Genomic DNA, 25,935 nt, shown 5'->3' on the forward strand with positions numbered 1-25,935 from the left:
GCGCCGTCAGCACATGACGGCGCCACCCACGCGGTGCTCCCCCGAATATCCGACCGCCCCCGGGCGAAACGGTGCTTCGGCTGCCGCGGTGTGGTGCGCCACAACCGAGAGGATCCCCCCTCGTGCAGCAGCACCTCCCCTCCGGCGACGTCTCCCCGCGCCGCCACCGGATGTCCAAGAGCCGCTCCCGCACCGTCAGGCTCGCCGTCGCGGCCGCGGCGGCGACAGCGGGTCTGGTCACCGCGCTCGTCCCGGGCGGCGCTCAGGCCGCCGCCAACCCGTACGAGCGTGGTCCGGCGCCGAGCAACTCGAGCATCGAGGCACTCCGCGGTTCGTACGCGACGTCCGAGACGTCCGTGTCCTCGCTGAGCGTCCGCGGCTTCGGCGGCGGCACGATCTACTACCCGACGTCCACGTCGGACGGGACGTTCGGCGCCGTGGTCATCTCGCCGGGTTTCACCGCCTACCAGTCGAGCATCGCCTGGCTGGGCCCGCGTCTGGCCTCCCAGGGCTTCGTGGTGTTCACCATCGACACCAACACCACGGCCGACCAGCCCGCCAGCCGTGGCGACCAGCTGCTCGCCGCACTGGACTACCTCACGGGCAGCAGCTCGGTGCGCAGCCGGATCGACTCCTCCCGGCTGGGCGTGATGGGCCATTCCATGGGCGGCGGTGGCACGCTGGAGGCCGCGAAGGACCGCCCGTCGCTCCAGGCGGCGATCCCGCTGACGGGGTGGAACACGGACAAGACGTGGCCCGAGGTTAAGACCCCGACCCTGGTCATCGGCGCGGACGGTGACACGATCGCCCCCGTCGCCACGCACTCGCAGCCGTTCTACAGCTCGCTGCCGAGTTCCCTGGACAAGGCGTACCTGGAACTGCGGGGTGCCACCCACTTCACCCCGAACTCGTCGAACACGACGATCGCGAAGTACAGCATCTCGTGGCTGAAGCGCTTCATCGACAACGACACCCGCTACGAGCAGTTCCTCTGCCCGCTGCCCTCGACGAGCCTGACCATCGCCGAGTACAAGGGCAACTGCCCGCACACCTCCTGACCGGCACCACCGCCTGACCGCGAAGGGCCGGGCCGCGCCGCGCGGTCCGGCCCTTCGTGCCGCCGTGGCCGGCCGCCGGGTCGCGCGTGGTCCGGAGCGAAGACCGGCTATCTCGCCGATGTCCGCGCGGGGCACCCACCGCGACAGTGGCGGCAGGCCAGCGAAAGACGGCGCCAACCGACGCGGTGCACTCCGAAGGCCCCCGGACGACGGGGACTTGGGCCGCCGCGGCGAGGTGACGCCCCTACCGAGAGGAACCCCCGTGCAGCAGCACCTCCCCTCCGGCGACATCTCCCCGAGCCGCCACCGGCCGTCCAGGGGCCGCTCCCGCGGCGTCAGGGCCGCCCTGGCAGCCGCGGCGGCGACCGCCGGTCTGCTCACCGCGCTCGTCCCCGGCGGAGCCCAGGCCGCCGACAACCCGTACGAGCGTGGTCCGGCGCCGAGCAACTCGAGCATCGAGGCACTCCGCGGCTCCTACGCCACCTCTCAGACCTCCGTGTCCTCGCTGAGCGTCAGAGGATTCGGCGGCGGGACGATCTACTATCCGACGTCCACGTCGGACGGGACGTTCGGCGCCGTGGTCATCTCGCCGGGTTTCACCGCCTACGAGTCGAGCATCGCGTGGCTGGGTCCGCGTCTGGCGTCCCAGGGCTTCGTGGTGTTCACCATCGACACCAACACCACGCTGGACCAGCCGGCGAGCCGTGGTGACCAGCTGCTCGCGGCGCTGGACTACCTGACGGGCAGCAGCTCGGTGCGCAGCCGGGTCGACTCCTCCCGGCTGGGCGTGATGGGTCACTCCATGGGCGGCGGTGGCACGCTGGAGGCCGCGAAGGACCGTCCGTCGCTCCAGGCGGCGATCCCGCTGACGGGGTGGAACACGGACAAGACGTGGCCCGAGGTGAAGACCCCGACCCTGGTCATCGGCGCGGACGGTGACACGATCGCCCCCGTCGCCACGCACTCGCAGCCGTTCTACAGCTCGCTGCCGAGTTCCCTGGACAAGGCGTACCTGGAGCTTCGTGGTGCCACCCACTTCACCCCGAACTCGTCGAACACGACGATCGCGAAGTACAGCATCTCGTGGCTGAAGCGCTTCATCGACAACGACACCCGCTACGAGCAGTTCCTCTGCCCGCTGCCCTCGACGAGCCTGACCATCGCCGAGTACAGGGGCAACTGCCCGCACAACTCCTGACCACGGGGGGCGAGGGCCGGGCCGCGCGTACCGCGGCCCGGCCCTTCGTGCGTGACGGTCACCCCCGCGAGAGGAACTCCGCGATGGACTCGGCGAAGGCGGGATCGCGCACGGTCGTCAGATGGTCCCCCGGCAGCACGGTCAGCTCCGCCCCCGCGATCGCGGAGGCCAGCACCTGGGGGCGGGTCGCCAGCGGGTCGCTCTCACCGGTGAGCACCAGCGTGGGGACCGCTATCCGGTCCAGCGGCAGCGCGTCCCGGTGCACCGCGCGGATCTGCGCGGCCAGTGCCAGCCGGTCGCACCCCGCCGTGTCCGCCAGCACCCGGAAGGCCCGGGTCCGCTCGGGCGCGTCCGCCGCGTCCGCGGCCGTCAGTGCCGCGGACACCAGCTCCGGAGGCATCACCCGGGTGTCCAGACCCCCCACCTCCACCGCACCCGCGCCGATGCCGCCGACCACCAGACGGCTGACACGCTCGTCCTCGGCCGCCGCCAGCACCGCCACCACCGCACCCATCGAGTAACCCGCGAGATGCACCCGCTCCGCGCCCGTGCGGTCGATGAGCAGACGCACGTCACGGGCCATCAGCGACTCGCCGTAGCACGTCTCGTCGTGCGGCCGGTCCGACTCACCGTGACCGCGCGCGTCCAGGGCGTACACCCGCCGGCCGCGCGCGACCAGAGCCTCCACGACCCCGGGCCCCTCCCAGTTCAGCCGCGCGTGTGCGGCGAAGCCGTGCAGCAGCACCACCGGGGGAAGGGACGTGTCCGGGTCCCGCGACCAGTACCAGTAACGCAGGGTCAAACCGTCGTGTGTACGCAATTCATCAGTCATGCACCGACGTTACGGGCGGCGGTGGCGAGCAGCGCCGGGACTGTGCCCCGGCACAGCGCGGATGCCGTTCCGTTGGGAGCGCGCACCGCTCGGGGCCGCCCGGGAACGGGGAGCGGACGCGAGCCTTCCGACGCTGTTTACGCGGAAGTAACGTGAAAGCGTGACCCCATCGACGACCGTGCACAGTCCGCTCCGGCTGTACGGCCGCAGCGGTGAACTCGCCATCCTGGAAACCCTGTTGGGACGGCTGCGGGCAGGGGACGGCGGAGCGCTCGTGCTGACCTCGCCCCCCGGCCTCGGCCGTACCGCCCTGCTGCGGCAGACCGCCGCCGACTACCGCGCCAGACACGGCGGCCCCGTCGTGTACGCTGCCGCGGCCCGCACCGAACAACGGCTGCCCTACAGCGGGCTGCACGCCCTGCTCTGCTCGGCGCCCGGCTCGCTGCCTCTCGCCCCCGACACCGTCCTGCGCTCCGGGATCACCCCCGGCGGACTGCTCGGCCTGCTGCGGGAGCTGGGCGCCGAACAGCCGCTGCTGGTCTGCGTGGACGACGCGCACGCCTGGGACCCGGACTCCCGGGCCGCACTGGGCTTCGCCGCGCGCCGGCTCGGTGAGGGCAGCCGCGTCGCGGTGGTGATCGGCGCCGCCGACGAGACCGCCTTCGCCGGTCTCCCCGCGCTCCGCCTCGGCCCGCTCGACGACGACGCCGGGGCAGCCCTCCTGGACCGGCTCACCGGCTGCACGGCCGACATCGACCCCGTCGTACGCAGTGAACTCCTGCGCGAGGCCGCCGGGAACCCACGGCTGCTGGCCGGTCTCGTCGGCCGTCTCACCCCGGGCCAGCTCGCCGGGCGCACCGCCCTGCCGTACCCGCTGCCCGGTGCGGAGAGCGTCCTCGACGCCCACGCCGAACACCTGGACGGGCTCTCTCCCGACACCCGCACCCTGCTCCTACTGGCCGCCGCGGCGGAGGAGCACGAGCCCGACGGTGCGGGCGCCGACGCGGCACTGCTCCTGCGGGCCGGCACCCGAGCCGGACTTGCCGCCGCCCACCTGGACCGGGTCCTCTTCGCACCCGCCGGAACCGTGGGCGCCCTCCAGCGGGCGGGCAGCCGGGTCCACTTCAGCCACCCCCTGCTGCGCCGCGCGGTCCTGCACCGGGCACTGCCCGGCCGCCGCAGGGCCGTGCACGAGCTGCTCGCCGGGCTGCTCGCGGGCCCCGGCTCGCCCCCGCTGCCCGCACTGGTCCAGCGGGCCTGCGCCGCCCCCGGCCCCGACGCCGCCCTCGCCGCGCAGCTGGAGGCGGCGGCCACCGCCCCGCGCCCGCACGGCGAACGGTCCGCGGCGCTGGCCCGAGCCGCGGCGCTCTCCACCGACGACACCCTGCGCGCCGCACGCTTCACCGCCGCCGCCGAGCAGGCGCGGCTCGCCGGGGACACCGGCCGGGCCCGCGCCATGCTGGCCCGTGTCGGCCCCCATCCCGCCGGGGGCGCCGCGCCCTACGTCCGCGGCATGCTCGCCCTGCACGACGGACCGGCGGCCGACGCGCGCGAGGCGCTGCTGACCGCGGCGGAGCTCCTCGCCCCGCACGACGCCCGCCGCACCCTGGACGCGTTGTTCGGCGCCGCGGAGGCCGCCTGGGCCATGGGGGACGCCATCGCCTACCTGGACGCCATGAACCGCATCCCCGTCGCTGCGGCCGACCGCCCCATGGCGCAGTACCGGGCGGGGATGTGCGCCGTGCTCGCCGGTCACCCCGACCGTGGCCACGCCCTGCTGCGCTGCTGCCTGGACTCCGCGGACCGTGCCGAGGACGCGGGCGAACTCCTGCGGGCGGGCGCGTCCGCCCTGGTGCTCGGCGAGGTGGACGCCGCCTGCCGGGCGGGCGCCCGGGCACTGGCCGCCGTACGGACCCGGGGGCCCGAGGCCCTGCTGCCGCACGCCCTGGAACAGCTCGCCTACGCCGAACTGCGCGCCGGCCAGCACGCCAGGGCCAGGGCCCACGCGCTGGAGGGGCTGCACGCGGCCAGGCGTACAGGACAGCAGAACTCCGCCACCCATCTGCACGCCGTACTCGCGCTCGCCGCCTCCGTGGAGGGCCCCGCCGAGGCGTGCGCCGCCCACGCCGACGCGGCCCTCGCGGGCGCCGGACCGCACGGACTGGCCCAGGCGGCCATGCTCGCCACCTGGGCGGTCGCCCGCGCGGACCTCGCCGCCGGGCGGCCCGGCGAGGCCGCGGCCCGCCTCGGTCCGCTGGTCAGACCCGGCCCGGGGACAGGCCACTTCGCCACCCGGATGCTCGCCGTCCCGTGCTGGATCGAGGCGATGGTGCTCTCCGGGCGCGCGGAGGAAGGAGCCGCCGAACTCTCCGTGGCTCTCGACGAATTCGCCCTGTGGACCGCCCGGACGACCGACCCGCAGGTCCCCGCGCAGCTGGCCCGCTGCCGCGCGCTGCTCGCGCCGCCCGAGGAGGCGGCGGCGGGCTACGAGCAGGCGCTGGCGCACCACGACCGCGCGGGCGGCGACTTCGAGCGGGCCCGCACCCAGCTGCTCCACGGCCAGCTGCTGCGCCGGCTGCGCCGCACCCGCGAGGCCCGGGGCCCGCTGCGTGACGCCCTGGTCGCCTTCGAGCGCTGCTCCGCCCGCGTCTGGGCGGAGCGGGCCGGCGGGGAGCTCCGGGCGGCGGGGGAGGCGGTGGACGCCGCACCCGACCGGAGCGGCCCCGGCCCGCTGGCCGGGCTGACCCCGCAGCAGCAGAGGATCGCCCGCTGCGTCGCGGAGGGGGCGACCAACCGCGAGGTCGCGGTGCGCCTCTCGGTGAGCCCGCGCACCGTCGACCACCACCTGCGGAACGTCTTCGCCGCCCTCGGCGTCCGGTCCCGGACCGAGCTCGCGCGGCTCCTGGACCGCCCGGGCGGGACGAGGTTGCAGGACCGTGATGAGAAGAACCGCGCAGACCTCTAGGTACCGACCGGGCGGTATGCCATTCTGCGGTCGTCAGGATCGATCGGTGTGCGCCCGCCCAGCACCGGGCCGGGCACACACCGGGGCCGGCCCACCGCAGCCGGCCGATTCCCGGTGGAGGCCGCCATGCCACAGGTCGTACGTTCACGGATCAGGGCGCTGCACGGACCGCCCCCCGTAACCCCGTTGCCGCACCGCGCCCGCTCCCTCGCCGACCGCGACGCCGTGGCCGTGCTCCACCGGGCGGCGCGGGTGCTCCTGGACGCACTGCCGGAGCTCACGGACCGGCTGGTGGAGGCGCTGCGGGAGCAGGAGCCCGCCTACCGCGCCGCGATGGAGACCGAGGCCGCCGAGATCTGGCAGGAGGTCCACCACTCGCTGCGGCACAACGTCGCCTCCCTCATCCAGCCCCGGGAGTTCCGCGAGGCCGCCCACCGCACCTCCCGGTGGATCGGCGAGAGCAGGGCCGAGCAGGGCGTACCGCTCGACGCGGTCATGCACGCCTTCCGCATGGGCGGCGCGATGGTCTGGCAGGACCTGGTCGACGACACCGCCCGGCGATCCCCCGAGGACACGCGGTTGCTCGTCCACGTCGCCGCGGACGTCTGGAACTTCGTCGACGAGCACTGCGCCGTGGTGGCCGAGGCGTACCGCCAGGCCGAGCGCCGGCTCTCCTGGCGCCGCGAGAACCGCCAGCGCCTGATGACGGCTGCCCTGCTGGACGGCACCGCCCGGATCGCGGACCTGCCGGACGCCGCCGCGATGCTGGGGCTCCCCGTGCACGGCCGCTACGCCGTCCTCGCGGTCGCCGCCGCCCGGCGCGCCCCGCACGGCGCCGGCAGGCCGCCCGTGACCCTGTCCGACGACACCCCGGCGCTCTGGCACTCGGCGGGCGAGGTCGAACTGGCCATCCTCCCGCTGGGAGCGGAGCCCGGACCGGCCGACGCGGAACCACCCGCCGAAGAAGAGGCCGAGACGGCGGCCACCGCCGGTCCGGCCACCGGGCCCGCCGCCGAACTCGACTCCCTGGCAGCCGAGCTGACGGCACCTCCGGGGGCCCGGGTGGGGCTCAGCTCGGTCGTCGAAGGCCTCGCGGCCGTCGGTGACGCGCGGCGCCTGGCCGAGACCGCGCTGCGGGCCTGCCCCGCGTCCGGAGGCACCGTACTGCTGGAGGAGCACCTGCCCGCGGCGCTCGTCGTGTCGTCGCCGGGGCTCGGCACCGCACTCGCCGACCGTGTCCTCGGGCCGCTGGACCGGCTGGACCCGGCCGACCGGGACGTACTCATCGAGACGCTGACCGCCTGGCTCGACTCGGACGGCTCCGCCCAGCGGGCGGGCGCGCGCCTCTACTGCCACCGCAACACCGTGCTCAACCGGCTGCGGCGCTTCGAGCAGCTGACGGGGCGCTGCCTGACGAGGCCGTCGGACGCGGTCGAGGTCTCCCTGGCCCTCGCGGCACGGCGGCTGCTGGCGGGCTGAGCCGCACGGGGTCGGCGCGGGCCTCCCTGAACGCCGGTACTCCCGCTCCCGCCGTCCTGCCGCCGCGCGCCGTCCTGACGCGCGGCCGTAGGGCGGGCGGGGCCGGGTCCAGGGCCGTCGGGCCGCAGCCCCCGGGAAACACGGCGCGGCGCCGTGCGGGCCGGTGGGCCGGGCCGCTCCGCCGGGCCGTCCCCGCACCGGCCGCCGGACCCGGCCGCTCCGCATCCCGCACTCGCGCCGACGGCCGGGCCGGACCACACCCTTCCGCCCAACGGTCTTGTGCGCGCGCACAGTTCGGGCATCGGGGGGCTGTACCGGCGCCGCGCCCGCCCCGTACCCCCTGTGCCGCACACGCCTCAGCTGGTGCCATGGCGCGCATGTCATCAGCTGCCCCTTGTGGAGCCGTACCGGCGGAGCGAACCCGGTGAGCGGCGCGGTCGACGCCCGCTCCCTGGCCGTCGTGATCTTCCTCGCGTTCGTCGCCGTGTCCCTGCTGCTGTGCGGACTCGCCGCGGCCGACCAGGACGACCCGGAGCACTTCTACGCGGGCGGGGCCACCCTGGGCCCCGTCGGTGCCGGTCTCGCCATCGCCGGGGACTACGTCTCCGCCGCCACCCTGCTCTCCACCACCGGATCCGTCGCGCTCGCCGGCTTCGACGGCCTGCTGTTCGCCCTGGCCACGGTCGCCTCGCTCGTCCTGGTCATGCGCCTGTTCGCCGAACGCCTGCGCCGCCAGGGCGTTTTCACCATGGGCGACTTCCTCGCCGACCGGCTCGGCGACGGCTCCGTGCGCCGGGCGCTCGGAGTGGCCACCCTCGTGGTGCTGGCCCCGCTGCTGCTCGTCCAGCTCACCACCGCCGGGCGCGTCATGACCGCCATGTTCGGGCTCCCGGACGGCGCGCTCACCGGCTGCACCGTGGCCAGCGGCGCGCTCATGGTCTGCTACTCGGCCTTCGGCGGGATGCGCGGCACCGGCTACATCCAGATCCTCAAGGTGGCCGTCGTCCTGGGCGCCGTCACCCTGCTCGCGGGGCTCGTCCTCGCGCGCTTCGACTGGTCCCCGTTCGCCCTCTTCGACGCCGCCCAGGCCGGCAGCAAGGCGGGCGCCGACTACGCGCTCCCCGGGCTCCAGTTCGGGCACGGACTCGCCGGCGGGCTCGACCTGATCGGCTTCCAGCTCACCCTCGTGCTCGGCGCGGCCTGCATGCCGCACATCATGATGCGGCTGCATCCCATCCGCGACGCCTGGACCGCCCGCCGTGCCGGTGTGTGGGCCACGGTCCCCGTCGCCGTGCTGTGCGCGGGCATCGTCGTCGTCGGGCTCGGCGCCTCCGCACTCATCGGCAGGGATCTGCTGCACGCCGCCGACCCGGCGGGCGGCACCGCCCTGCTGATGGTGACCGGCGCCCTGGACCCCGGCGCCTCCGGACCGCGCGACAGCCCGCTGTTCGCCCTCGTCGCCTGCGCCGCCTTCGCCACCACCCTGGCCGCGGTCGCCGGGATCACCCTGGCCGCCGCCTCGTCCGTGGCACGCGACTTCACGCTGAAGTCCGGCGCCCAGGGCGAGGGCAAGGCCTCCGCCAGGGAGATCCGGCACGCCCGCTGGGCCGTGGCCGGGATAGGGGCGTTCGCCGTGTTCCTCTCGGCGTACACCCACGACCGCAACCCCCAGGTGCTGCTCTCCCTGTCGTTCGCGGCCGCCGCGTCCATCCTGCCGCCCGTGCTGCTGTACGCCCTGTTCAGGCCGGGCTTCGACGCCCGGGGGGTGCGGTGGACCGTGTACGGGACGCTCCCGCTCATCTGCGTCCTGATGGTGATGTCACCGGCCTTCTCCGGCACGCCTGTCGCCCTGTTCCCGGAGTGGGACTTCGCCGTCTTCCCGCTCCAGACACCGGGCCTGGTCACCATCCCCGCCGGCTTCCTGCTGGGGCTGCTCGGGTCAGGGCGTGACCCGGACGCCGCACCGGACACGCGCAACCGCCACCGGGCCCGCTGGGCTCCCGCCCGCGCGCGCGGCGGCGTCCGAGCGGCCGGCGGGGGGCGGTGACCGCGAGGCCCCGCCCCCCACCCCGGGCTACAGACCGAGCTCGGCCGTGTGCAGCCGGGCCAGCGCGTCCTTGTCGCCCTCCAGCTCCACCCGCGCCGCGTCCTGCCGTCCGGCGGCGAACAGCAGCAGCTCACCCGGCTCCCCGGTGACCGTCACCACCGGGGTGCCCTTGTGGGCCACCGCCGTCTGGCCGTCCGGCCGCCGCAGCACCAGGCCCACCGGGGCCCGGCGGCCCAGCATCCGGGCCGTCTTCTCGGTGCGCGACCACAGCACGTCGGCGAAGACCGGATCGAGGTCACGCTGCGACCAGTCCGGCTGCGCCCGGCGCACGTCCTCCGCGTGGATGTAGAACTCGACGGTGTTCGCCGCTTCGTCCAGCTGCTTGAGGCCGAAGGGCGACATACGCGGTGGACCCGTACGGATGAGCTGGATCAGTTCCTCGTACGGCTTGGCGGCGAACTCGGCCTGAACGCGCTCCAGCCGGTTCTTCAGGGCGCCCAGCACGATCCCGCCCGCGGCGTCCGCGCGGCGCTCACGCACCACGACATGGGCGGCCAGGTCACGGGTCTTCCAGCCGTTGCACAGGGTCAGGGCCTCGGGGCCCGCCGCTTCCAACAGGTCGGCGAGCAGAAGACGTTCACGCTTCGCATGGGTCGACATGCCCGCCAGCGTACGACCGGCGCCCCCGGTCCGCCCAGTGGACGCACGGCCGGACGGCGTCGCCCGGCGCGGCACAATGGGGCGCATGACCAGCACGCCCGGCCCCACGCCCGCCAGCAACCTCGACCCGGCCGTCGCCGCCCGCCTCAAGCGCGGCCCCGACGGACTGGTCCCGGCCATCGCCCAGCAGTACGACACGGGCGAGGTGCTCATGCTCGGCTGGATGGACGACGAGGCGCTGCACCGCACCCTCACCACCGGCCGCTGCACCTACTGGTCCCGCAGCCGGCAGGAGTACTGGGTCAAGGGCGACACCTCCGGCCACATCCAGCGGGTGAAGTCCGTCGCCCTCGACTGCGACGCCGACACCGTGCTGGTCAAGGTCGACCAGACGGGCGCGGCCTGCCACACGGGGGCCCGCACCTGCTTCGACGAGGACGTCCTCCCGCTCTCCGGCCCCCGGTAAGGTCACCCGCCATGGATCTCGAGACCTTCCGCAAGCTCGCCGTCGACCGGCGCGTCATCCCCGTCAGCCGCCGGCTCCTCGCGGACGGCGACACCCCGGTCGGGCTCTACCGCAAGCTCGCCGCCGAACGCCCCGGCACCTTCCTCCTCGAATCCGCCGAGAACGGCCGCACCTGGTCCCGCTACTCCTTCATCGGGGTACGCAGCGCCGCGACCCTGACCGCCCTCGACGGACAGGCCCACTGGCTCGGGACCCCGCCCGTCGGCGTGCCCGTCGACGGGGACCCGCTGCAGGCCCTGCGGGCCACGGTCGAGACCCTGCACACCCCGCGTGACCTCGTCGGCGACGACGGCCTGCCGCCGTTCACCGGCGGCATGGTCGGCTACCTCGGCTACGACGTCGTACGCCGGCTGGAGCGGATCACCGAGCACGGCGGCGACGACCTGAAGCTCCCCGAGCTCACGATGCTGCTGACCTCCGACCTCGCCGTGCTCGACCACGGCACCGGCACCGTCCTGCTGATCGCCAACGCGATCAACCACAACGACCTGGACACCGGCGTCGACGAGGCGTACACGGACGCGGTCGCCCGGCTCGACGCCATGCAGCGCGACCTCTCACGGCCGGTGGAGAACGTCCCCGCCGCCCTTCCGCCCTCCGAGCTCCCGCCCTACACCGCGCTCTGGGGCGGCCAGGCGTTCCGGGACGCCGTCGAGGACGTCAAGGAGCGGATCAGGGCGGGCGAGGCCTTCCAGGTCGTGCCCTCCCAGCGCTTCGAGACCCCGTGCACGGCGAGCGCGCTCGACGTCTACCGGGTCCTGCGCGCCACCAACCCCTCGCCGTACATGTACCTCTTCCGCTTCGACGGCTTCGACGTCGTCGGCTCCAGCCCCGAGGCGCTCGTCAAGGTCGAGGACGGCCGGGCCATGGTCCACCCGATCGCCGGCACCCGGCACCGGGGCGCCACCCCGCAGGAGGACCAGGCACTCGCCGACGAACTCCTCGCCGACCCCAAGGAACGCGCCGAGCACCTGATGCTCGTCGACCTCGGGCGCAACGACCTGGGCCGCGTCTGCGCACCCGGCAGTGTCGAGGTGGTCGACTTCATGTCGGTCGAGCGGTACTCGCACGTGATGCACATCGTCTCCACCGTCACCGGGCGGGTCGCCGAAGGCCGCACCGCCTTCGACGTCCTCACGGCGTGCTTCCCCGCGGGCACCCTCTCCGGCGCGCCCAAGCCGCGCGCCCTTCAGATCATCGAGGAGCTCGAACCCAGCCGCCGGGGCCTGTACGGAGGCTGCGTCGGCTACCTCGACTTCGCCGGGGACTCCGACACCGCCATCGCGATCCGGACCGCGCTGCTCCGCGACGGCACCGCGTACGTCCAGGCGGGCGCGGGCATCGTTGCGGACTCCGACCCCGCCGCCGAGGACACCGAGTGCCGCAACAAGGCCGCCGCGGTCCTGCGGGCCGTGCACACGGCGAACCGCCTCGGAGCGAATTGAACCGGTAGGGGATAGTGGAGTACGTGAGTGCCGTCCCCGTACCCCAGCCCCGTGCCCGAGCCGCCTCCGCGCCCGACAGCGCAGGAAGCCGCCGAAGCCTGGCCGCCGGTCTGCTCCTCGGGGCGGCCGGCGCCACCGCCGTCCTCCTCGCCTCGGGCCAGACCTGGGCCGAGGGCGTGGCAGCCGTCGGCGGCGGCACCCTGCCGCTCAGCGCCGACGGCCAGGACGTCACCGGTGTCCCCGCGGCGCTGGCCGTCGTCGGCCTGGCCGCCCTCGTCGCCGTCTTCGCCGTCCGCGGCGGAGGCCGGAAGCTGGTCGCCGGCCTGCTGGCCCTCAGCGGCCTCGGCGCCGGACTGAGCGCCTACGCGGGCGCGTCCGACAGCGCCGCGCTGGACGAGCGGGCCGCCGAGACCACCGGCAACACCTCCGCCACCATCGATGCCCTCAGCCACACCGCCTGGCCCTACGTCACCGCGGCCGGCGGCCTGCTGATCCTGCTCGCCGGCCTGCTGGCCCTGCGCTACGGCAGCCGCTGGCCCACGATGTCGGGCCGGTACGAACGCGACGGCACACCCCGCCCCCGCAAGGCCCCCCGCACCGCCCCGGACCCCGAGCGTCCCGAGGAACTGTGGAAGGCGCTGGACCGCGGCGAGGACCCGACGCGCGAGGCATGACCCCGAGCCTCATGTCCACCGGCACGTACGGGACAATGGCAGTGAGCTTTCCCAGCGACACCTTCAGCGCAACACCAACAAGGAGCAACTCATGGCGGGCAGCAGCCACGGACACACCCCGGCCGCCTGGACCGGCGTCATCATCTCCTTCATCGGCTTCTGCATCGCGGGCCTCTTCATGGTGGCGGCGAACGCGCTCGGCTTCTGGGCCGGTATCGCGGTCGTCCTCCTCGGCGGCATCGTCGGGTTCGCCATGAAGATGGCCGGCCTCGGCATGCCGAAGGAGTCCGCCGAGATGGCGGCGGCCAGGGCCCGCGCCTCAGAGGCTCAGATCACCGCCTGACCGGATGCCGGAAACCGGACGAGACGCGAGGCGCAGCCCGGACCGGGCTGCGCCTCTCCGCATGAGCGGGGACAATCGGCGCGTGGACGCCTCAGCCTCTCCCGCAGCCCCCGACCGGGCCCCCGTGCCCCACGCCCCCGGTCCCGTGCCCCCGCAGGCCCCCGCGCCGGCCTCCCGGCTGCGGAGGCTCGCGGCCCCCGCCGGGGTCATGGCCGTCGTCGTCGGAGCCTTCGGCTACGTGGCCAACGTCGACCCCAACGAGCCAGGCCACTACCCCGTGTGCCCCATGCTGCGGTTCACCGGAGTGTTCTGCCCCGGCTGCGGCGGCCTCCGCAGCGCCCATGCCTTCGCCCACGGCGATCTCGTCACCGCCCTCGGTTCCAACGCCGTCGCCGTCGTGGGCTACATCGCCTTCGCCGCCGTCTGGCTGGCCTGGGCGGTGAGCGCGAGCCGGGGCCGGCCCCTGCGCATCGCCCTCAGGCCCGTCCACTGGTGGGCCGTCGGCGCGGTGCTGCTGATCTTCTCCGTGGTGCGGAACCTGCCCTTCGGCTCCGCGCTGGCACCCTGAGTGCCCAGGTAGTGGGACGTGCGGCCGCCGGATGCGAGCCCTGGGGCCTCCTGCGGATACCATCGAGATGGCTGATCCTTGTTCCTATCACCGCTTCGGAAGGGGGCCGCTCGCGTGAGTGTGCTCGACGAGATCATTGACGGCGTTCGCGCCGACCTCGCGGAGCGGCAGGCGCGTGTCAGCCTCGACGAGCTCAAGGAACGCGCCGCGCGCGCTCCCCAGGCCAAGGACGGAGTCGCCGCCCTGCGCGGCGAGGGCGTGACCGTCATCTGCGAGGTCAAGCGCTCCAGCCCCTCCAAGGGGGCCCTTGCCGCCATCGCCGACCCGGCCGCGCTCGCCGCGGACTACGAGGCCGGCGGGGCATCCGTCATCTCGGTGCTCACCGAGGAGCGCCGCTTCGGAGGCTCGCTCGCGGACCTGGAGGCCGTCCGCGCCAAGGTCGACATCCCCGTCCTGCGCAAGGACTTCATCGTCACCTCGTACCAGCTGTGGGAGGCACGGGCCTACGGCGCCGACCTCGCCCTGCTGATCGTCGCCGCACTCGACCAGGAGGCCCTGGTCTCGCTGATCGAGCGCGCCGAGTCGATCGGCCTGACGCCGCTCGTCGAGGCGCACGACGAGGAGGAGGCGGAGCGGGCCGTGGACGCCGGAGCGAAGATCATCGGTGTCAACGCGCGCAACCTGAAGGACCTCAAGGTCGACCGTTCCACCTTCGAACGCGTAGCCCCCGAGATCCCCGACCACATCGTCAAGGTCGCCGAGTCCGGCGTCCGTGGCCCGCACGACCTCATCGCCTACGCCAACGCCGGCGCGGACGCGGTGCTCGTCGGCGAGTCCCTGGTCACCGGCCGCGACCCGAGGGCGGCCGTGGCCGACCTGGTCGCCGCCGGGGCCCACCCCGCGCTGCGGCACGGACGGGGCTGACCAGACCCGTGCCCGCCGACCGTCCCGCATCCCGCGTCCGGCCGGGCCTGCGCCCCGCCGGGGCCCGGGACCCGCACGCGCCGCTGGCGCGCGGCTGCCGCCCACGCGGCTGCCGCGCCCCCGCCCGGCGTGTGCACGGCAGGCGCGTGCGGTATGTGATCGGCGACGAGCCGGGACAGGTCAACGGCATGCGATGGCGCACGGGGTCCGCGCCGTAGCGAGCCCCGGCCGTCGTATCCCGTACAGGGAAGGTCCCCCGTCCACCAGGGGGACCCGCACGACCACCGCACCGACCGTTCACCCGGCCGGCGCGGCGCTCCGCTCATGGCGCACACGGTGAGAGCACCCGTTGCGCCGGTGGCGCACACGGTGACAACCCCCGTCGCGATCTCCAGGAGCACATCGCATGTCGTCCGACTTCTTCATCCCGGACCCCGAGGGTCTGATCCCCAGCGCCGAGGGCTACTTCGGCGCGTTCGGTGGCAAGTTCATCCCGGAGGCACTGGTCGCCGCCGTGGACGAGGTGGCCGTCGAGTACGACAAGGCCAAGGCGGACCCGGCCTTCGCCGCCGAACTCAACGCGCTCATGGTCGACTACACCGGCCGTCCCAGCGCGCTGACCGAGGTCGCGCGCTTCGCCGAGCACGCGGGCGGCGCCCGCGTCTTCCTCAAGCGTGAGGACCTCAACCACACCGGCTCGCACAAGATCAACAACGTGCTGGGCCAGGCCCTCCTGACCAAGCGCATGGGCAAGACCCGCATCATCGCGGAGACCGGCGCGGGCCAGCACGGTGTCGCCACCGCGACCGCCTGCGCGCTCTTCGGGCTCGACTGCACCATCTACATGGGTGAGATCGACACCGAGCGCCAGGCGCTCAACGTGGCGCGCATGCGGATGCTCGGCGCCGAGGTCGTCGCCGTGAAGTCCGGCTCCCGGACCCTCAAGGACGCCATCAACGAGGCCTTCCGCGACTGGGTCGCCAACGTGGACCGCACCCACTACCTCTTCGGTACGGTCGCCGGACCGCACCCCTTCCCGGCGATGGTCCGCGACTTCCACCGGGTGATCGGTGTCGAGGCCCGCCGGCAGATCCTGGAGCGCACCGGCCGGCTGCCCGACGCCGCGGTCGCCTGCGTCGGCGGCGGATCCAACGCCATCGGCCTCTTCCACGCCTTCATCCCGGACGCGAGCGTCCGGCTGATCGGCTGCGAACCGGCCGGACACGGCGTCGAGACCGGCGAACACGCCGCGACCCTGACCGCGGGCGAGCCCGGCATCCTGCACGGCTCACGCAGCTACGTCCTCCAGGACGAGGAAGGCCAGATCACCGAGCCGTACTCGATCTCGGCCGGGCTGGACTACCCGGGCATCGGCCCGGAGCACGCCTACCTCAAGGACATCGGCCGCGGCGAGTACCGGGCGGTCACCGACGACGCCGCCATGCAGGCGCTGCGGCTGCTCTCCCGCACCGAGGGGATCATCCCGGCCATCGAGAGCGCGCACGCGCTGGCCGGTGCCCTGGAGGTCGGCAGGGAACTCGGCGAGGACGGGCTGATCCTGATCAACCTGTCCGGCCGCGGTGACAAGGACATGGACACGGCGGCGCGGTACTTCGGGCTGTACGACGGTGCCGACGCGGTCGTCGAGGCCGACGTGGCCGACGGAGAGGAAGAGGTCACCAAGTGAGCGGCAACCGAGAGCTTCTCGAATCGACGCTGGCCCAGGCGGCATCCGAGGACCGGGCGGCGCTCATCGCCTACCTCCCCGGCGGCTTCCCGACCGTCGACGGCGGCATCGCCGCGGTCAAGGCGGCCGTCGCCGGCGGCGCCGACGTCATCGAGGTGGGCCTCCCGCACAGCGACCCGGTGCTCGACGGTCCGGTCATCCAGACCGCCGACGACATCGCGCTGCGCGGCGGAGTCAAGATCGCCGACATCATGCGCACGGTCCGTGAGGCCCACGAGGCGACGGGCGCGCCGATCCTCGTCATGACGTACTGGAACCCGATCGACCGCTACGGCGTCGAACGCTTCACCGCCGAGCTGGCCGAGGCGGGCGGCGCGGGGTGCATCCTGCCCGACCTGCCGGTCCAGGAATCCGGTCTGTGGAGGGAGCACGCGGAGAAGCACGGTCTCGCCACCGTCTTCGTCGTCGCCCCGAGCAGCAAGGACGCGCGTCTCGCCACCATCACGGAGGCGGGCACCGGATTCGTCTACGCCGCCTCGCTGATGGGTGTCACCGGCACCCGCGAGTCGGTCGGCGAGCAGGCCCAGGACCTCGTCCGCCGTACCCGCGCCACCTCGGACCTGCCGGTCTGCGTCGGCATCGGTGTCTCCACCGCCGAGCATGCCCGGCAGGTCGCGGGCTTCGCCGACGGGGTGATCGTCGGTTCGGCCTTCGTCAAGCGGATGCTGGACGCACCGGACGAGGCGGCCGGCCTCGCCGCGGTCCGCGCTCTGGCGGCCGAACTGGCCGAAGGCGTTCGAAAGCGCTGACAGCGCTCGTCATCCGTACGGGTGGACATGGGACCGGGGAGGCGCTCGCGCGCCTCCCCGGTTCGTTTGCGCGGTGTGAGCGAGAAGAACCAAGACCGAAGAAGAGCCGCGCGCGACCGGCTGGCCCAGCAGCGTGAGCAGGACCGGGCGCGGGACCGGCGCCGCCGCACGCTGATCGTCGCGACCGCCGTGGTGGGCGTGCTGGCCCTGGCCGCTGTGATCGGCCTGATCGCCGCCAACGCCGGGAAGGACGACCAGGACAGCGAGGCCGGACCCGCCGTCACCCCGTCCGGGGCCATGGGCGAGGACGGACTCGCCCTCCAGGTCGGGGCGGACGACGCGCCGTCCACGCTCACGATCTGGGAGGACTTCCGCTGCCCGGTCTGCGCCCAGTTCGAGAACGCCTTCCGGGACACGATCACGGAGCTGGCGGAGAGCGGACAGCTCAAGGTGCAGTACCACCTGGCGACGATCATCGACGGCAACCTCGGCGGCAGCGGATCCCTGCGCGCGGCCAACGCCGCGGCCTGCGCCCAGGACGCCGGCAAGTTCGCCCCGTACCACGACGTCCTCTACAGCAACCAGCCCGCCGAGACGGACGACGCCTTCGGCGAGAACAGCAAGCTGATCGAGCTGGCGGGCAAGGTGGACGGCCTCGACACGCCCGCCTTCCGCAGCTGTGTGGAGGACGGCACGCACGACAGCTGGGTCGAGAAGTCGAACAAGGCCTTCACCGAAGGCGGCTTCCAGGGGACCCCGACGGCACTGCTCAACGGCGATTCGATCTTCCCCAAGAAGGGGGACGAGCAGATCTCCGAGGCCAACCTCAGGAAGTGGGTCGCGGAGGCGAACAAGGGCAAGAAGCCGGGCACCGTCAGGCCCACACCGTCGGCCTCGTAGAGCGGGAGGGCCCTTCGGCGGGTGGTCCGCCGGAGGGCCTCGTTATCCAGAAGTTGCCGGACGGCTTGCCGTACGTCCCGTCCGGCAGGGTAGCGTCGACCTCGTCATGAACCTTGCCTACATTCCCAGCCCGTCGACCGGGGTGATCGAGCTCGGCCCGATCCCGCTCCGCGGCTACGCGTTCTGCATCATCATCGGTGTCTTCGTCGCCGTCTGGTTCGGCAACAAGCGCTGGATCGCCAGGGGAGGAAAAGCCGGCACCGTCGCCGACATCGCCGTCTGGGCGGTTCCCTTCGGCCTGGTCGGAGGCAGGCTCTACCACGTCATCACCGACTACCAGCTGTACTTCAGCGACGGTGAGAACTGGGTGGACGCCTTCAAGATCTGGGAGGGCGGCCTCGGCATCTGGGGCGCCATCGCGCTGGGCGCGGTCGGTGCCTGGATCGGCTGCCGCCGCCGCGGGATCCCGCTCCCGGCCTGGGCGGACGCCCTGGCACCCGGGATCGCCTTCGCCCAGGCGATCGGCCGCTGGGGCAACTGGTTCAACCAGGAGCTGTACGGCAAGCCGACGGACCTGCCCTGGGCCGTGAAGATCAGCGAGGGGGCGAACCGGGTCGAGGGCACCTACCACCCGACGTTCCTCTACGAGTCCCTCTGGTGTGTCGGTGTCGCCCTGCTCGTCATCTGGGCGGACCGCCGCTTCACGCTCGGACACGGCCGGGCCTTCGCCCTGTACGTCGCGGCGTACTGCGCAGGCCGAGGCTGGATCGAGTACCTGCGCGTCGACGAGGCGCACCACGTGCTGGGCCTCCGGCTCAACGTCTGGACCGCGATCGTCGTCTTCGTGCTGGCGGTGACCTACATCGTGATCTCGGCGAAGAAGCGCCCGGGCCGCGAGGAGGTCGTCGAGCCCGACGCGGTGCGGCCGGACGAGCAGGACGGCAAGGACTCCTCGTCCGAGGACGCACCCTCCGAGGACTCCACCGACGCCCCCGGCGCGGAAGCGACGGAGACGGAAGCGACCGAACCGGAGAGCGACGGCTCCCCGCAGAAGGCCGACAGGAGCTGACGCTCCGCAGACCGCTGAAAGGGGCCGCCGGACCGCACAGGTCCGGCGGCCCCTTTCGCGCGTGCCCGGGGCTCAGCGCCGCGCCAGCGAGAGCGTACGTTCCGCCGTCGCCACCACCGCCGCGTCGACGAACCTTCCGTCCGGCAGCGCCTGAGCCCCCGCCTCGTCGCGGGACGCCTCAAGGATCTGCTCCGCCGCCTCGACCTCCCGGGCCGTCGGGCGGAACGCCCGCTCGATGACCGGCAGCTGCCTCGGGTGGATCGCCGCCCGGCCCAGCAGGCCCAGATCCCGGCCGTGCGCGCAGGACGCACGGAGCCCGGACACATCCCGGACGTCCGTGTACACCGACATCACGGGCGGGGCGAGCCCGGCCGCCCGGGCCGCGACGACCACACGGCTGCGCGGCCAGTCGAGCCCGGCGTCGTCCCGCACCCCCAGGTCCGCCCGCAGATCCGCCTCGCCCAGAGCGATGCCCCGTACGGCGTGATGCGATCCGGCGATCGAGTACGCGTGCTCGATCGCCAGCGCCGACTCCAGCAGCGGGTACAGCGCCACACCCGGAGCCAGCGCCGCGACATGGTGCACCGACCCCGCGTGCGTGATCTTGGGCAGCCGCATCCCGGCCAGTCCCGGCAGCCCCGCCAGCGCCTTCACGTCCTCCTCGCCGTGGACCCGCACATGGACCGGCACCGCCATCGGGTCCGCCGTGACGGGATCCGCGAGGAGCTCCGCCGTCGCCGAGCGGGCGTACTCCTTGCGGTCCGGCGCGACCGCGTCCTCCAGGTCGACGATCACCACGTCCGCGCCCGCGCCGAGCGCCTTGCGGACCACGTCCGGCCGGTCCCCGGGCACGTACAGCCAGGTCAGCGCCACCGCCCCGCCGCTCACAGGGCCCCCTCGTCCCGCAGCGCCGCGATCCTCGGCGCGGAGAGGCCGAGCTCCGCCAGGATCTCCTCCGTGTCCGCCCCGTGCGGGCGGCCCGCCCAGCGGATGGCCCCCGGGGTCTCCGAGAGCCGGAAGAGCACGTTCTGCATCCGCAGCGTCCCCAGCTCGGGGTCCTCGACCTCGGTGATCGTGCCCAGCGCCCGGTACTGGGGGTCCTCCATCACCTCGCGTACGTCATGGATCGGCGCGATCGCCGCCTCCGCCTTCTCGAACGCGTCCACCGCCTCCTCCCGGGTGCGCCGGGCGATCCAGTGGCCCACGGCCTCGTCCAGTTCGTCGGCGTGCTCGGCCCGGGTCGTCCCGGCGGAGAACCACGGCTCCTCGATCAGCTCGGGACGCCCCACCAGGCGCATCACGCGCTCGGCGACCGACTGGGCGGACGTCGACACGGCCACCCAGTGCCCGTCGGCGGTGCGGTAGGTGTTGCGGGGCGCGTTGTTGCGGGAGCGGTTGCCGGTGCGCGGCTGGACGTAGCCGAGCTGGTCGTACCAGAGCGGCTGCGGCCCGAGCACGGTCAGGATCGGCTCGATGATCGCCATGTCCACCACCTGTCCGCCCCCGGTCACCTGACGTCCCGCCAGCGCCGTCATCACCGCGTACGCCGTGGCGAGGGCGGCGATCGAGTCGGCGAGACCGAAGGGCGGAAGCGTCGGCGGACCGTCCGGTTCCCCCGTGACGGCGGCGAAGCCGCTCATCGCCTCGGCGAGCGTGCCGAAGCCGGGGCGGTGCGCGTACGGGCCCGACTGGCCGAAGCCCGTGACCCGGGCCAGCACCAGACGCGGATTGGCCTCCCGCAGCTCCTCCCAGCCCAGGCCCCAGCGTTCCAGCGTGCCGGGCCGGAAGTTCTCGATGATCACATCGGTGTCCGCGGCCAGCCGCAGCAGCACGTCCCGGCCGCCCGGACTCGACAGGTCGAGGGTCAGGGTGCGCTTGTTGCGGCCGAGCAGCTTCCACCACAGGCCGATCCCGTCCTTCGCGGGGCCGTGGCCGCGTGACGGGTCGGGCTTGCGGGGGTGCTCGACCTTGATGACCTCGGCCCCGAAGTCTCCGAGCATGGTGGCCGCGAGCGGCCCGGCGAACAGTGTGGCGAGGTCCAGGACCCGCAGGCCGGCGAGCGGCGGCGGGCCCGTGGGAGCGGCTGCGGTCATGAGGCATCGATCTCACTGCGGTAGGGCATGGACGTCGAGGCACCGGGCCGCTGCACGCAGAGCGCCGCGGCGGAGGAGGCCAGGGCCACCGCCTCGGGGACGGGCCTGCCCTCGCCGAGCGCCACCGCCAGCGTGCCGACGAAGGTGTCCCCGGCTCCGGTCGTGTCGACGGCGGTGACCTCGGGGGCCGGGAAGTGCACGGGCTCGCCGCCCCGGGCCGCGTACAGGCAGCCCTTGCGGCCGAGTGTGATCACGACCTCGGGGACCTGCCGCAGCAGGAGCTGGGCCGCCGCACGGGGGTCCGTCCGTCCGGTGAGCTCCGCGGCCTCGTGCTCGTTGGGGACCAGCAGGTCGACGCAGTCCAGCAGCCCGGCGGGCAGGGGCTGTACGGGGGAGGGCGTGAGGATCGTACGCACGCCCGCGGCCTTCGCCGTCATGGCCCCTTCCGTCACGGCCGTCATGGGCAGTTCCAACTGGAGGAGCAGCAGGCCGGCCGTCGTGATGGCGGCCTTCTCGCCCGGACCGAGCGCGGTCACGCTGCCGTTCGCGCCGGGGATCACCACGATGGCGTTGGACCCCTCGTCGTCGACGACGATGTGCGCGGTGCCGCTGGGTCCGGCGGCGGTGTGCAGCAGATCCGTGTCCACGCCCGCCTGCTCCAGATTCGTGCGGAGCCGGGAGCCGTACTCGTCGGTCCCCACCGCGCCGATCATCACCACCTCGCCCCCGGCGCGGGCCGCGGCGACGGCCTGGTTGGCGCCCTTGCCGCCGGGGATCGTCCGCAGCTCCCGTCCGGTGACGGTCTCGCCGCGCCCGGGTGCCCGGGCGACGTAGGCGACGACGTCCATGTTGGTGCTGCCGAGCACCGCGATCGCTGTCATGGGCGGTGTACCTCCTGGTAGGTCAGTTCCGCGAGGGTGTCGAAGCCGATGGAGCCGAATCCGGGTACGGACGTGGCGAGGCGGTTCTTGAGCGGGGCCGTCCAGTGGTCGGGCAGCTCCGCGGTCCGGCCGGCGAGCAGGCCCGCGAGAGAGCCCGCGGTCGCACCGTTGGAGTCGGTGTCCCAGCCGCCGGAGACCGCGAGGCCGATGGAGCGGCCGAAGTCCCCGTCCGCACGGGTGAGGGCGGCGGCGAGCAGCGCGGCGTTGGGCAGCACGTGCACCCAGTGGTGGGTGGGTCCGTAGACGGAGTGGAGCCGGTCCACGACCGTGTCGAAGTCCTCCTCGGAGCGCGCCATGTCGATGCCGAGGCGCACGGCGCCCGCATACCGGGACCGGGGCGGCACCACACGCAGCCCCGCGGCCAGGCACCCGTGCGCATCCGTCTCGCCGCCCGCCGCCTCGGCCAGCGCGGCAGCGGTGAACATCGCCCCGTACACACCGTTGGCCGTGTGGGTGAGGACCGCGTCCCGGTGGGCCTGTTCCGCCGCGGCCCCCGGGTCGCCGGGGTGGGTCCAGCCGTGCACGTCCGCCCGGATCTGCGCACCGATCCACTCCCGGAACGGGTTGCGGTGACGCGCGGTGTCCGGCGGTTCGACGCCGTCCAGCAGATTGCGGTACGCGACGCGTTCGGCGGTGAACACACGGCCCGCCGGGAGTTCGTCGAGCCAGAGCCGGGCGAGGTCGGACGTGCGGAAGCCGCGTCCGTACCTCTGGAGCAACAGCACAGTGAGCAGGGGGTAGTTGAGGTCGTCGTCCTCCGGCATCCCGTCGATGTTCTCGGCGAGGGACGTGGGGGCGGAGCGGCGGTTCCACGGGTAGGCGGCGGCCAGCTCCCCCGGCAGCCCGCGGGCGGTGAACCAGGTGGTGAGCGGCCAGTTGCCGGTGGCCCGCGCCAGTGCGCGGATGCCCTCCAGCGGCAGCTTCTCGACAGGCTTGCCGAGCAGACAGCCCGCCGCCCGGCCCAGCCACGCCGCGTGCAGGCGCTCGGGCCCGAGGGAGACCGGCCGGCTACGGGGGGCGGGCCAGCGCGGGCAGGCGGCACGGATCGCGTGCAGCGCGGTCGGCTCGTCCCCGGCCAGCGGGCTCTGGAGCAGGGCGAGTTCGTCGAGCAGCCGCTCGGCGAAGGCGCGCAGCCGGCGCGGCGCGCCGGGCTCCGAGGCGCCGGCACGTTCCGGGGCAGGGGCGCCACCCGCCTCGTGCCAGCACCGCTCGATCTCCCCGGCGTCCCTGCCGTCCTGCGCGGCCTGGCGCAGCTCGTGACCCACGAGGTCCTCGGGCTGTACCCACGTCAGGCGGACGGTCACCGTTCGCCGCCCGTCAGCGCGGCGAAGGCCGCCTCGTGGGCCCGGCGCCGCGCGGTGTCCCGCACGAAGATCTCGCGCGCGACCTCCGCCAGGGCCTTCGCCGGGGCGTGCAGATCGAGGCGGCTCGCGTCGGCGACCGTCTTCACCCATCCGGCGGGGATCGCCTGCTCGCCGTGGAGCGCGCCCGCCAGCGCCCCGCTCATGGTGGCGATCGAATCGCAGTCACGCCCGTAGTTGACCGACCCGAGCACCGTGTGCCGGTAGTCGCCCCCGCCGACGAGGAGCATGCCCAGCGCGACGGGGAGCTCCTCGATGGAGTGGAGCCGGGAGGGCCGCCGGGCGCCCAGCGACGGCTCGCGGTAGTGCGGGCCCACCGTATCGAAGGGGGCGACGGCGGCACGCAGCGGAATCAGCGCGGACTCGAAGTCCGTGTAGCGGGAGGCCGCTTCGCACACCGACTCGATCGCCGAGCGGGTCCCGTCCTTGGCGAGCGCCAGAGCGGCCTCGACGACGGAGGCCGGGGTCGCGCCAGGGGTGCACGCGGCGGCCACCGCCGCGGCCAGCACCCCCGCCGCCTCACGCCCGTACGAGGACTGGTGCGCCCCCGCGACATCCAGCGCCTCCGCGTACGCCGCCTCCGGATGGGCGGCGTTCACCAGCCCGACCGGGGCCATGTACATCGCCGCCCCGCAGTTGACGACGTTCCCCGAACCCGCCTCGCGGGGGTCGGCGTGACCGTAGTGCAGCCGTGTGACGATCCACTTCTCGGCGAGGAAGATCCGCTGCAGGGGGAGCGCCTCCGCCTCCAGTTCCGGAATCCACCGGGGCCGGGACATCAGGTCCGGCACGAGGTGGTCGGCGACGGAGTACGCGTCGAGGTGGCCGCGCACCGTCTCGTACACCCGCACCAGCGCGTGGGTCATCAAGGTGTCGTCGGTGACGTGCCCGTCGCCCTTGTGGTACGGGGCGATGGGGCGCGCGGTGCGCCAGTCGTCGCCGAACCAGGGCCCGACGACGCCGGTCACCCTGCCGCCGTGGCGCTCGGCGATCTGCTCGGGTGTCCAGCCCTCGACGGGACCGCCGAGCGCGTCACCCACGGCGGCGCCCACCAGCGCTCCGGTGACGCGGTCATCCAGGGTGAGCGTCGTGGCCACATCGGACAGTTCGGATGTTTTGTGTGTCATGCCGGGATTGTCCACCCGGAGTCGCCGGTTCCGTGGCTGCGAGCAGCCCGGCGAGTTCGATGAGGTCCGTCCCCGCGAGCCGGGGCAGCGCACACCCGGCCAGCGTGCGGCAGGCCTCCCGCCAGCCCGCGGGCACGGTGGCCGCGCCGCCCAGCGCGCCGGTCAGCGCCCCCGCCAGGGCGGGCGCGGAGTCGGCGACCCGGGACAGGCAGGCCGCGGCGGGCACCGCCTGGGCGAAGGAGCCCCGTGCCGCGGTCGTCAGGGCGAGGGCCACCGGCACGGTCTCGGCCGCCGCGATCCCGTAGCTGTAGACGTGGTCCACGATCTGATGCTCCAGCACGGGCACGAGGGCGAAGGCGCCGGCCGCCTCGTCCGCGAACTCCCGCGCCAGCCGCACGGCGTGGACGGCGTTGCGGGCGATCTCGGTGCCCTCGGGCAGCCGGTCGAGCGCCGCGTTCACCACGGTGTCGACATCCGACCCGGCCAGCGCCTCGGCGATCGCGGCGGCCAGGGCGCGCGCGCCGTGCACCCCGTCACCGTCCTGGGTGTACCGGGCGTCGAACTCGGCGAGCTCGGCCGCCGCCGCCGGGTCCCCGGGGTGCACGACCGCGAGCACAGCGGCCCGCACGCAGGCCGCGTCGTCGAAGTAGTGCGGATTGTCGTGCCCGGTGGCGGGCGGGCGCAGCCCGGCGGCGAGGTTGCCGAGCCCGGCCCGTACGGAGATCCGGGCCCGCAGCGGCAGGACGGCCGACTCGACCTCGGGCGCCCGGGCGCTCGCGGCGGCCACCTTCGCGGCCAGCGCGTTCCAGGACCGGTCGATCGCGTCCCGCATCCGGTGCCCCGCGGAGAGGCCCGGCGCGTGGTCCGCCGCCGCGGACAGCACGGTGCGGGCGGCGAACGCCGCCCACTCGGCGTCGTCGGACGGCCCGAGCCGCAGCGGTTCCGGCGGCTGGTTGAGCGCGATGGGCACGGGCAGCGTCGTCGTCGCGTTCTGCTCCGCGAAGGTGTCCAGCTCCCGGGTGAGCCGCCTGGTCCACTCGGGCATCCTCGCCGCCCGGTGCCGCGCGGCGGGCCAGCCCGCGGCGTCCCCGGCCGCCAGCCCCAGCAGCAGTCCCTCGATCCTGGCGCGCCTGCCGGGCGATCCCGTCTCCCCGGCGCCCTCGGTGGCGGCCGGTGCGGCCGTGATCCTGATGGCCACGTGAGGGGTGGCGTCCGGCGCCGACGTGGAC

At 74.1% G+C, this 25,935-nt stretch carries 24 protein-coding genes; 16 read left to right on the forward strand and 8 right to left on the reverse strand.

All coding sequences use genetic code 11. The annotated features are described in order from the left end of the window. The first annotated feature begins 122 nt into the window (after positions 1-122). Complete coding sequence (locus ABZY45_RS04645) at positions 123-1,058, forward strand: alpha/beta hydrolase (protein ID WP_356736046.1); 936 nt, start codon at positions 123-125, stop codon at positions 1,056-1,058. A 262-nt stretch (positions 1,059-1,320) separates the two neighbouring features. Beyond that, positions 1,321-2,256, forward strand: a complete 936-nt coding sequence (locus ABZY45_RS04650) for a dienelactone hydrolase family protein (RefSeq protein ID WP_356736048.1) — start codon at positions 1,321-1,323, stop codon at positions 2,254-2,256. Between the two features lie 58 nt (positions 2,257-2,314). Here the strand turns inward: ABZY45_RS04650 and ABZY45_RS04655 are convergent, their stop codons facing one another. Continuing rightward, positions 2,315-3,088 carry an alpha/beta hydrolase gene (locus tag ABZY45_RS04655; RefSeq protein ID WP_356736050.1) on the reverse strand — a complete coding sequence of 258 codons (774 nt, stop codon included), beginning with the start codon at positions 3,086-3,088 and terminating at the stop codon, positions 2,315-2,317. Between the two features lie 160 nt (positions 3,089-3,248). On the opposite strand from ABZY45_RS04655, the gene ABZY45_RS04660 reads away from it, so the two are divergent. The 3 genes from ABZY45_RS04660 to ABZY45_RS04670 all read left to right on the forward strand — a co-directional run bounded on the left by ABZY45_RS04660 (position 3,249) and on the right by ABZY45_RS04670 (position 9,579). Continuing rightward, positions 3,249-6,053: a LuxR family transcriptional regulator gene (locus ABZY45_RS04660; protein WP_356736052.1), complete on the forward strand. Its 2,805-nt coding sequence runs from the start codon at positions 3,249-3,251 to the stop codon at positions 6,051-6,053. Positions 6,054-6,179: 126 nt separating this feature from the next. After that, entirely contained in the window at positions 6,180-7,532 is a 1,353-nt protein-coding gene (locus ABZY45_RS04665) for a helix-turn-helix domain-containing protein (RefSeq protein WP_356736054.1), read from the forward strand. A gap of 424 nt (positions 7,533-7,956) precedes the next feature. After that, entirely contained in the window at positions 7,957-9,579 is a 1,623-nt protein-coding gene (locus ABZY45_RS04670; RefSeq protein ID WP_356736056.1) for a cation acetate symporter, read from the forward strand. Positions 9,580-9,606: 27 nt separating this feature from the next. Here the strand turns inward: ABZY45_RS04670 and ABZY45_RS04675 are convergent, their stop codons facing one another. Next, positions 9,607-10,239, reverse strand: coding sequence for a TIGR03085 family metal-binding protein (locus ABZY45_RS04675; protein WP_356736058.1), 633 nt, complete (start codon positions 10,237-10,239; stop codon positions 9,607-9,609). Between the two features lie 85 nt (positions 10,240-10,324). On the opposite strand from ABZY45_RS04675, the gene hisI reads away from it, so the two are divergent. From hisI to lgt, 11 genes are all read left to right on the forward strand, one after another. After that, entirely contained in the window at positions 10,325-10,705 is a 381-nt protein-coding gene (hisI, locus tag ABZY45_RS04680; protein WP_145802224.1) for a phosphoribosyl-AMP cyclohydrolase, read from the forward strand. Positions 10,706-10,716: 11 nt separating this feature from the next. Further along, positions 10,717-12,210, forward strand: coding sequence for an anthranilate synthase component I (locus ABZY45_RS04685; RefSeq protein ID WP_356736061.1), 1,494 nt, complete (start codon positions 10,717-10,719; stop codon positions 12,208-12,210). 14 nt (positions 12,211-12,224) lie between these two features. Continuing rightward, complete coding sequence (locus tag ABZY45_RS04690) at positions 12,225-12,884, forward strand: TIGR02234 family membrane protein (protein ID WP_356736063.1); 660 nt, start codon at positions 12,225-12,227, stop codon at positions 12,882-12,884. Between the two features lie 91 nt (positions 12,885-12,975). Then, positions 12,976-13,227, forward strand: a complete 252-nt coding sequence (locus ABZY45_RS04695) for an HGxxPAAW family protein (protein WP_356736065.1) — start codon at positions 12,976-12,978, stop codon at positions 13,225-13,227. Positions 13,228-13,309: 82 nt separating this feature from the next. Then, positions 13,310-13,795, forward strand: a complete 486-nt coding sequence (locus tag ABZY45_RS04700) for a DUF2752 domain-containing protein (protein ID WP_356736067.1) — start codon at positions 13,310-13,312, stop codon at positions 13,793-13,795. A gap of 114 nt (positions 13,796-13,909) precedes the next feature. Next, entirely contained in the window at positions 13,910-14,719 is an 810-nt protein-coding gene (trpC, locus tag ABZY45_RS04705; protein ID WP_014045367.1) for an indole-3-glycerol phosphate synthase TrpC, read from the forward strand. Positions 14,720-14,766: 47 nt separating this feature from the next. Continuing rightward, positions 14,767-14,937 carry a tryptophan synthase subunit(beta) gene (locus ABZY45_RS04710; RefSeq protein WP_356736593.1) on the forward strand — a complete coding sequence of 57 codons (171 nt, stop codon included), beginning with the start codon at positions 14,767-14,769 and terminating at the stop codon, positions 14,935-14,937. A gap of 188 nt (positions 14,938-15,125) precedes the next feature. After that, complete coding sequence (trpB, locus tag ABZY45_RS04715; protein WP_356736071.1) at positions 15,126-16,406, forward strand: tryptophan synthase subunit beta; 1,281 nt, start codon at positions 15,126-15,128, stop codon at positions 16,404-16,406. Further along, positions 16,403-17,215 (forward strand): tryptophan synthase subunit alpha, encoded by an 813-nt coding sequence (gene trpA / locus ABZY45_RS04720; protein WP_356736073.1) that lies wholly within the window; start codon positions 16,403-16,405, stop codon positions 17,213-17,215. The genes trpB and trpA overlap by 4 nt, the downstream gene beginning before the upstream one ends. Before the next feature lie 75 nt (positions 17,216-17,290). After that, a complete protein-coding gene (locus ABZY45_RS04725) occupies positions 17,291-18,115 on the forward strand; it encodes a thioredoxin domain-containing protein (RefSeq protein ID WP_356736075.1) in 825 nt (274 codons plus the stop codon). Positions 18,116-18,221: 106 nt separating this feature from the next. Beyond that, positions 18,222-19,184: a prolipoprotein diacylglyceryl transferase gene (lgt, locus tag ABZY45_RS04730; RefSeq protein WP_356736077.1), complete on the forward strand. Its 963-nt coding sequence runs from the start codon at positions 18,222-18,224 to the stop codon at positions 19,182-19,184. Positions 19,185-19,256: 72 nt separating this feature from the next. Here the strand turns inward: lgt and ABZY45_RS04735 are convergent, their stop codons facing one another. From ABZY45_RS04735 to ABZY45_RS04760, 6 genes are read right to left on the reverse strand one after another with little or no spacing between them, the layout of a single operon-like run. Further along, positions 19,257-20,072 carry a CoA ester lyase gene (locus ABZY45_RS04735; protein WP_356736079.1) on the reverse strand — a complete coding sequence of 272 codons (816 nt, stop codon included), beginning with the start codon at positions 20,070-20,072 and terminating at the stop codon, positions 19,257-19,259. Then, on the reverse strand, positions 20,069-21,277 hold the full coding sequence (locus tag ABZY45_RS04740; protein ID WP_356736081.1) for a CoA transferase: 1,209 nt from the start codon (positions 21,275-21,277) through the stop codon (positions 20,069-20,071). The genes ABZY45_RS04735 and ABZY45_RS04740 overlap by 4 nt, the downstream gene beginning before the upstream one ends. After that, positions 21,274-22,158: a ribokinase gene (gene rbsK, locus ABZY45_RS04745; RefSeq protein WP_356736083.1), complete on the reverse strand. Its 885-nt coding sequence runs from the start codon at positions 22,156-22,158 to the stop codon at positions 21,274-21,276. Before rbsK ends, ABZY45_RS04740 begins: the two co-directional genes overlap by 4 nt. Next, positions 22,155-23,522, reverse strand: coding sequence for an ADP-ribosylglycohydrolase family protein (locus ABZY45_RS04750; protein WP_356736085.1), 1,368 nt, complete (start codon positions 23,520-23,522; stop codon positions 22,155-22,157). The genes rbsK and ABZY45_RS04750 overlap by 4 nt, the downstream gene beginning before the upstream one ends. After that, on the reverse strand, positions 23,519-24,706 hold the full coding sequence (locus ABZY45_RS04755) for an ADP-ribosylglycohydrolase family protein (RefSeq protein WP_356736087.1): 1,188 nt from the start codon (positions 24,704-24,706) through the stop codon (positions 23,519-23,521). Before ABZY45_RS04755 ends, ABZY45_RS04750 begins: the two co-directional genes overlap by 4 nt. Further along, positions 24,651-25,898, reverse strand: coding sequence for an ADP-ribosylglycohydrolase family protein (locus ABZY45_RS04760; protein ID WP_356736595.1), 1,248 nt, complete (start codon positions 25,896-25,898; stop codon positions 24,651-24,653). The genes ABZY45_RS04755 and ABZY45_RS04760 overlap by 56 nt, the downstream gene beginning before the upstream one ends. Between the last annotated feature and the right edge of the window lie 37 nt (positions 25,899-25,935).

The organism is Streptomyces sp. NPDC006516 (genome assembly GCF_040611875.1).
In the GTDB taxonomy this organism is placed as follows: Bacteria; Actinomycetota; Actinomycetes; order Streptomycetales; family Streptomycetaceae; genus Streptomyces.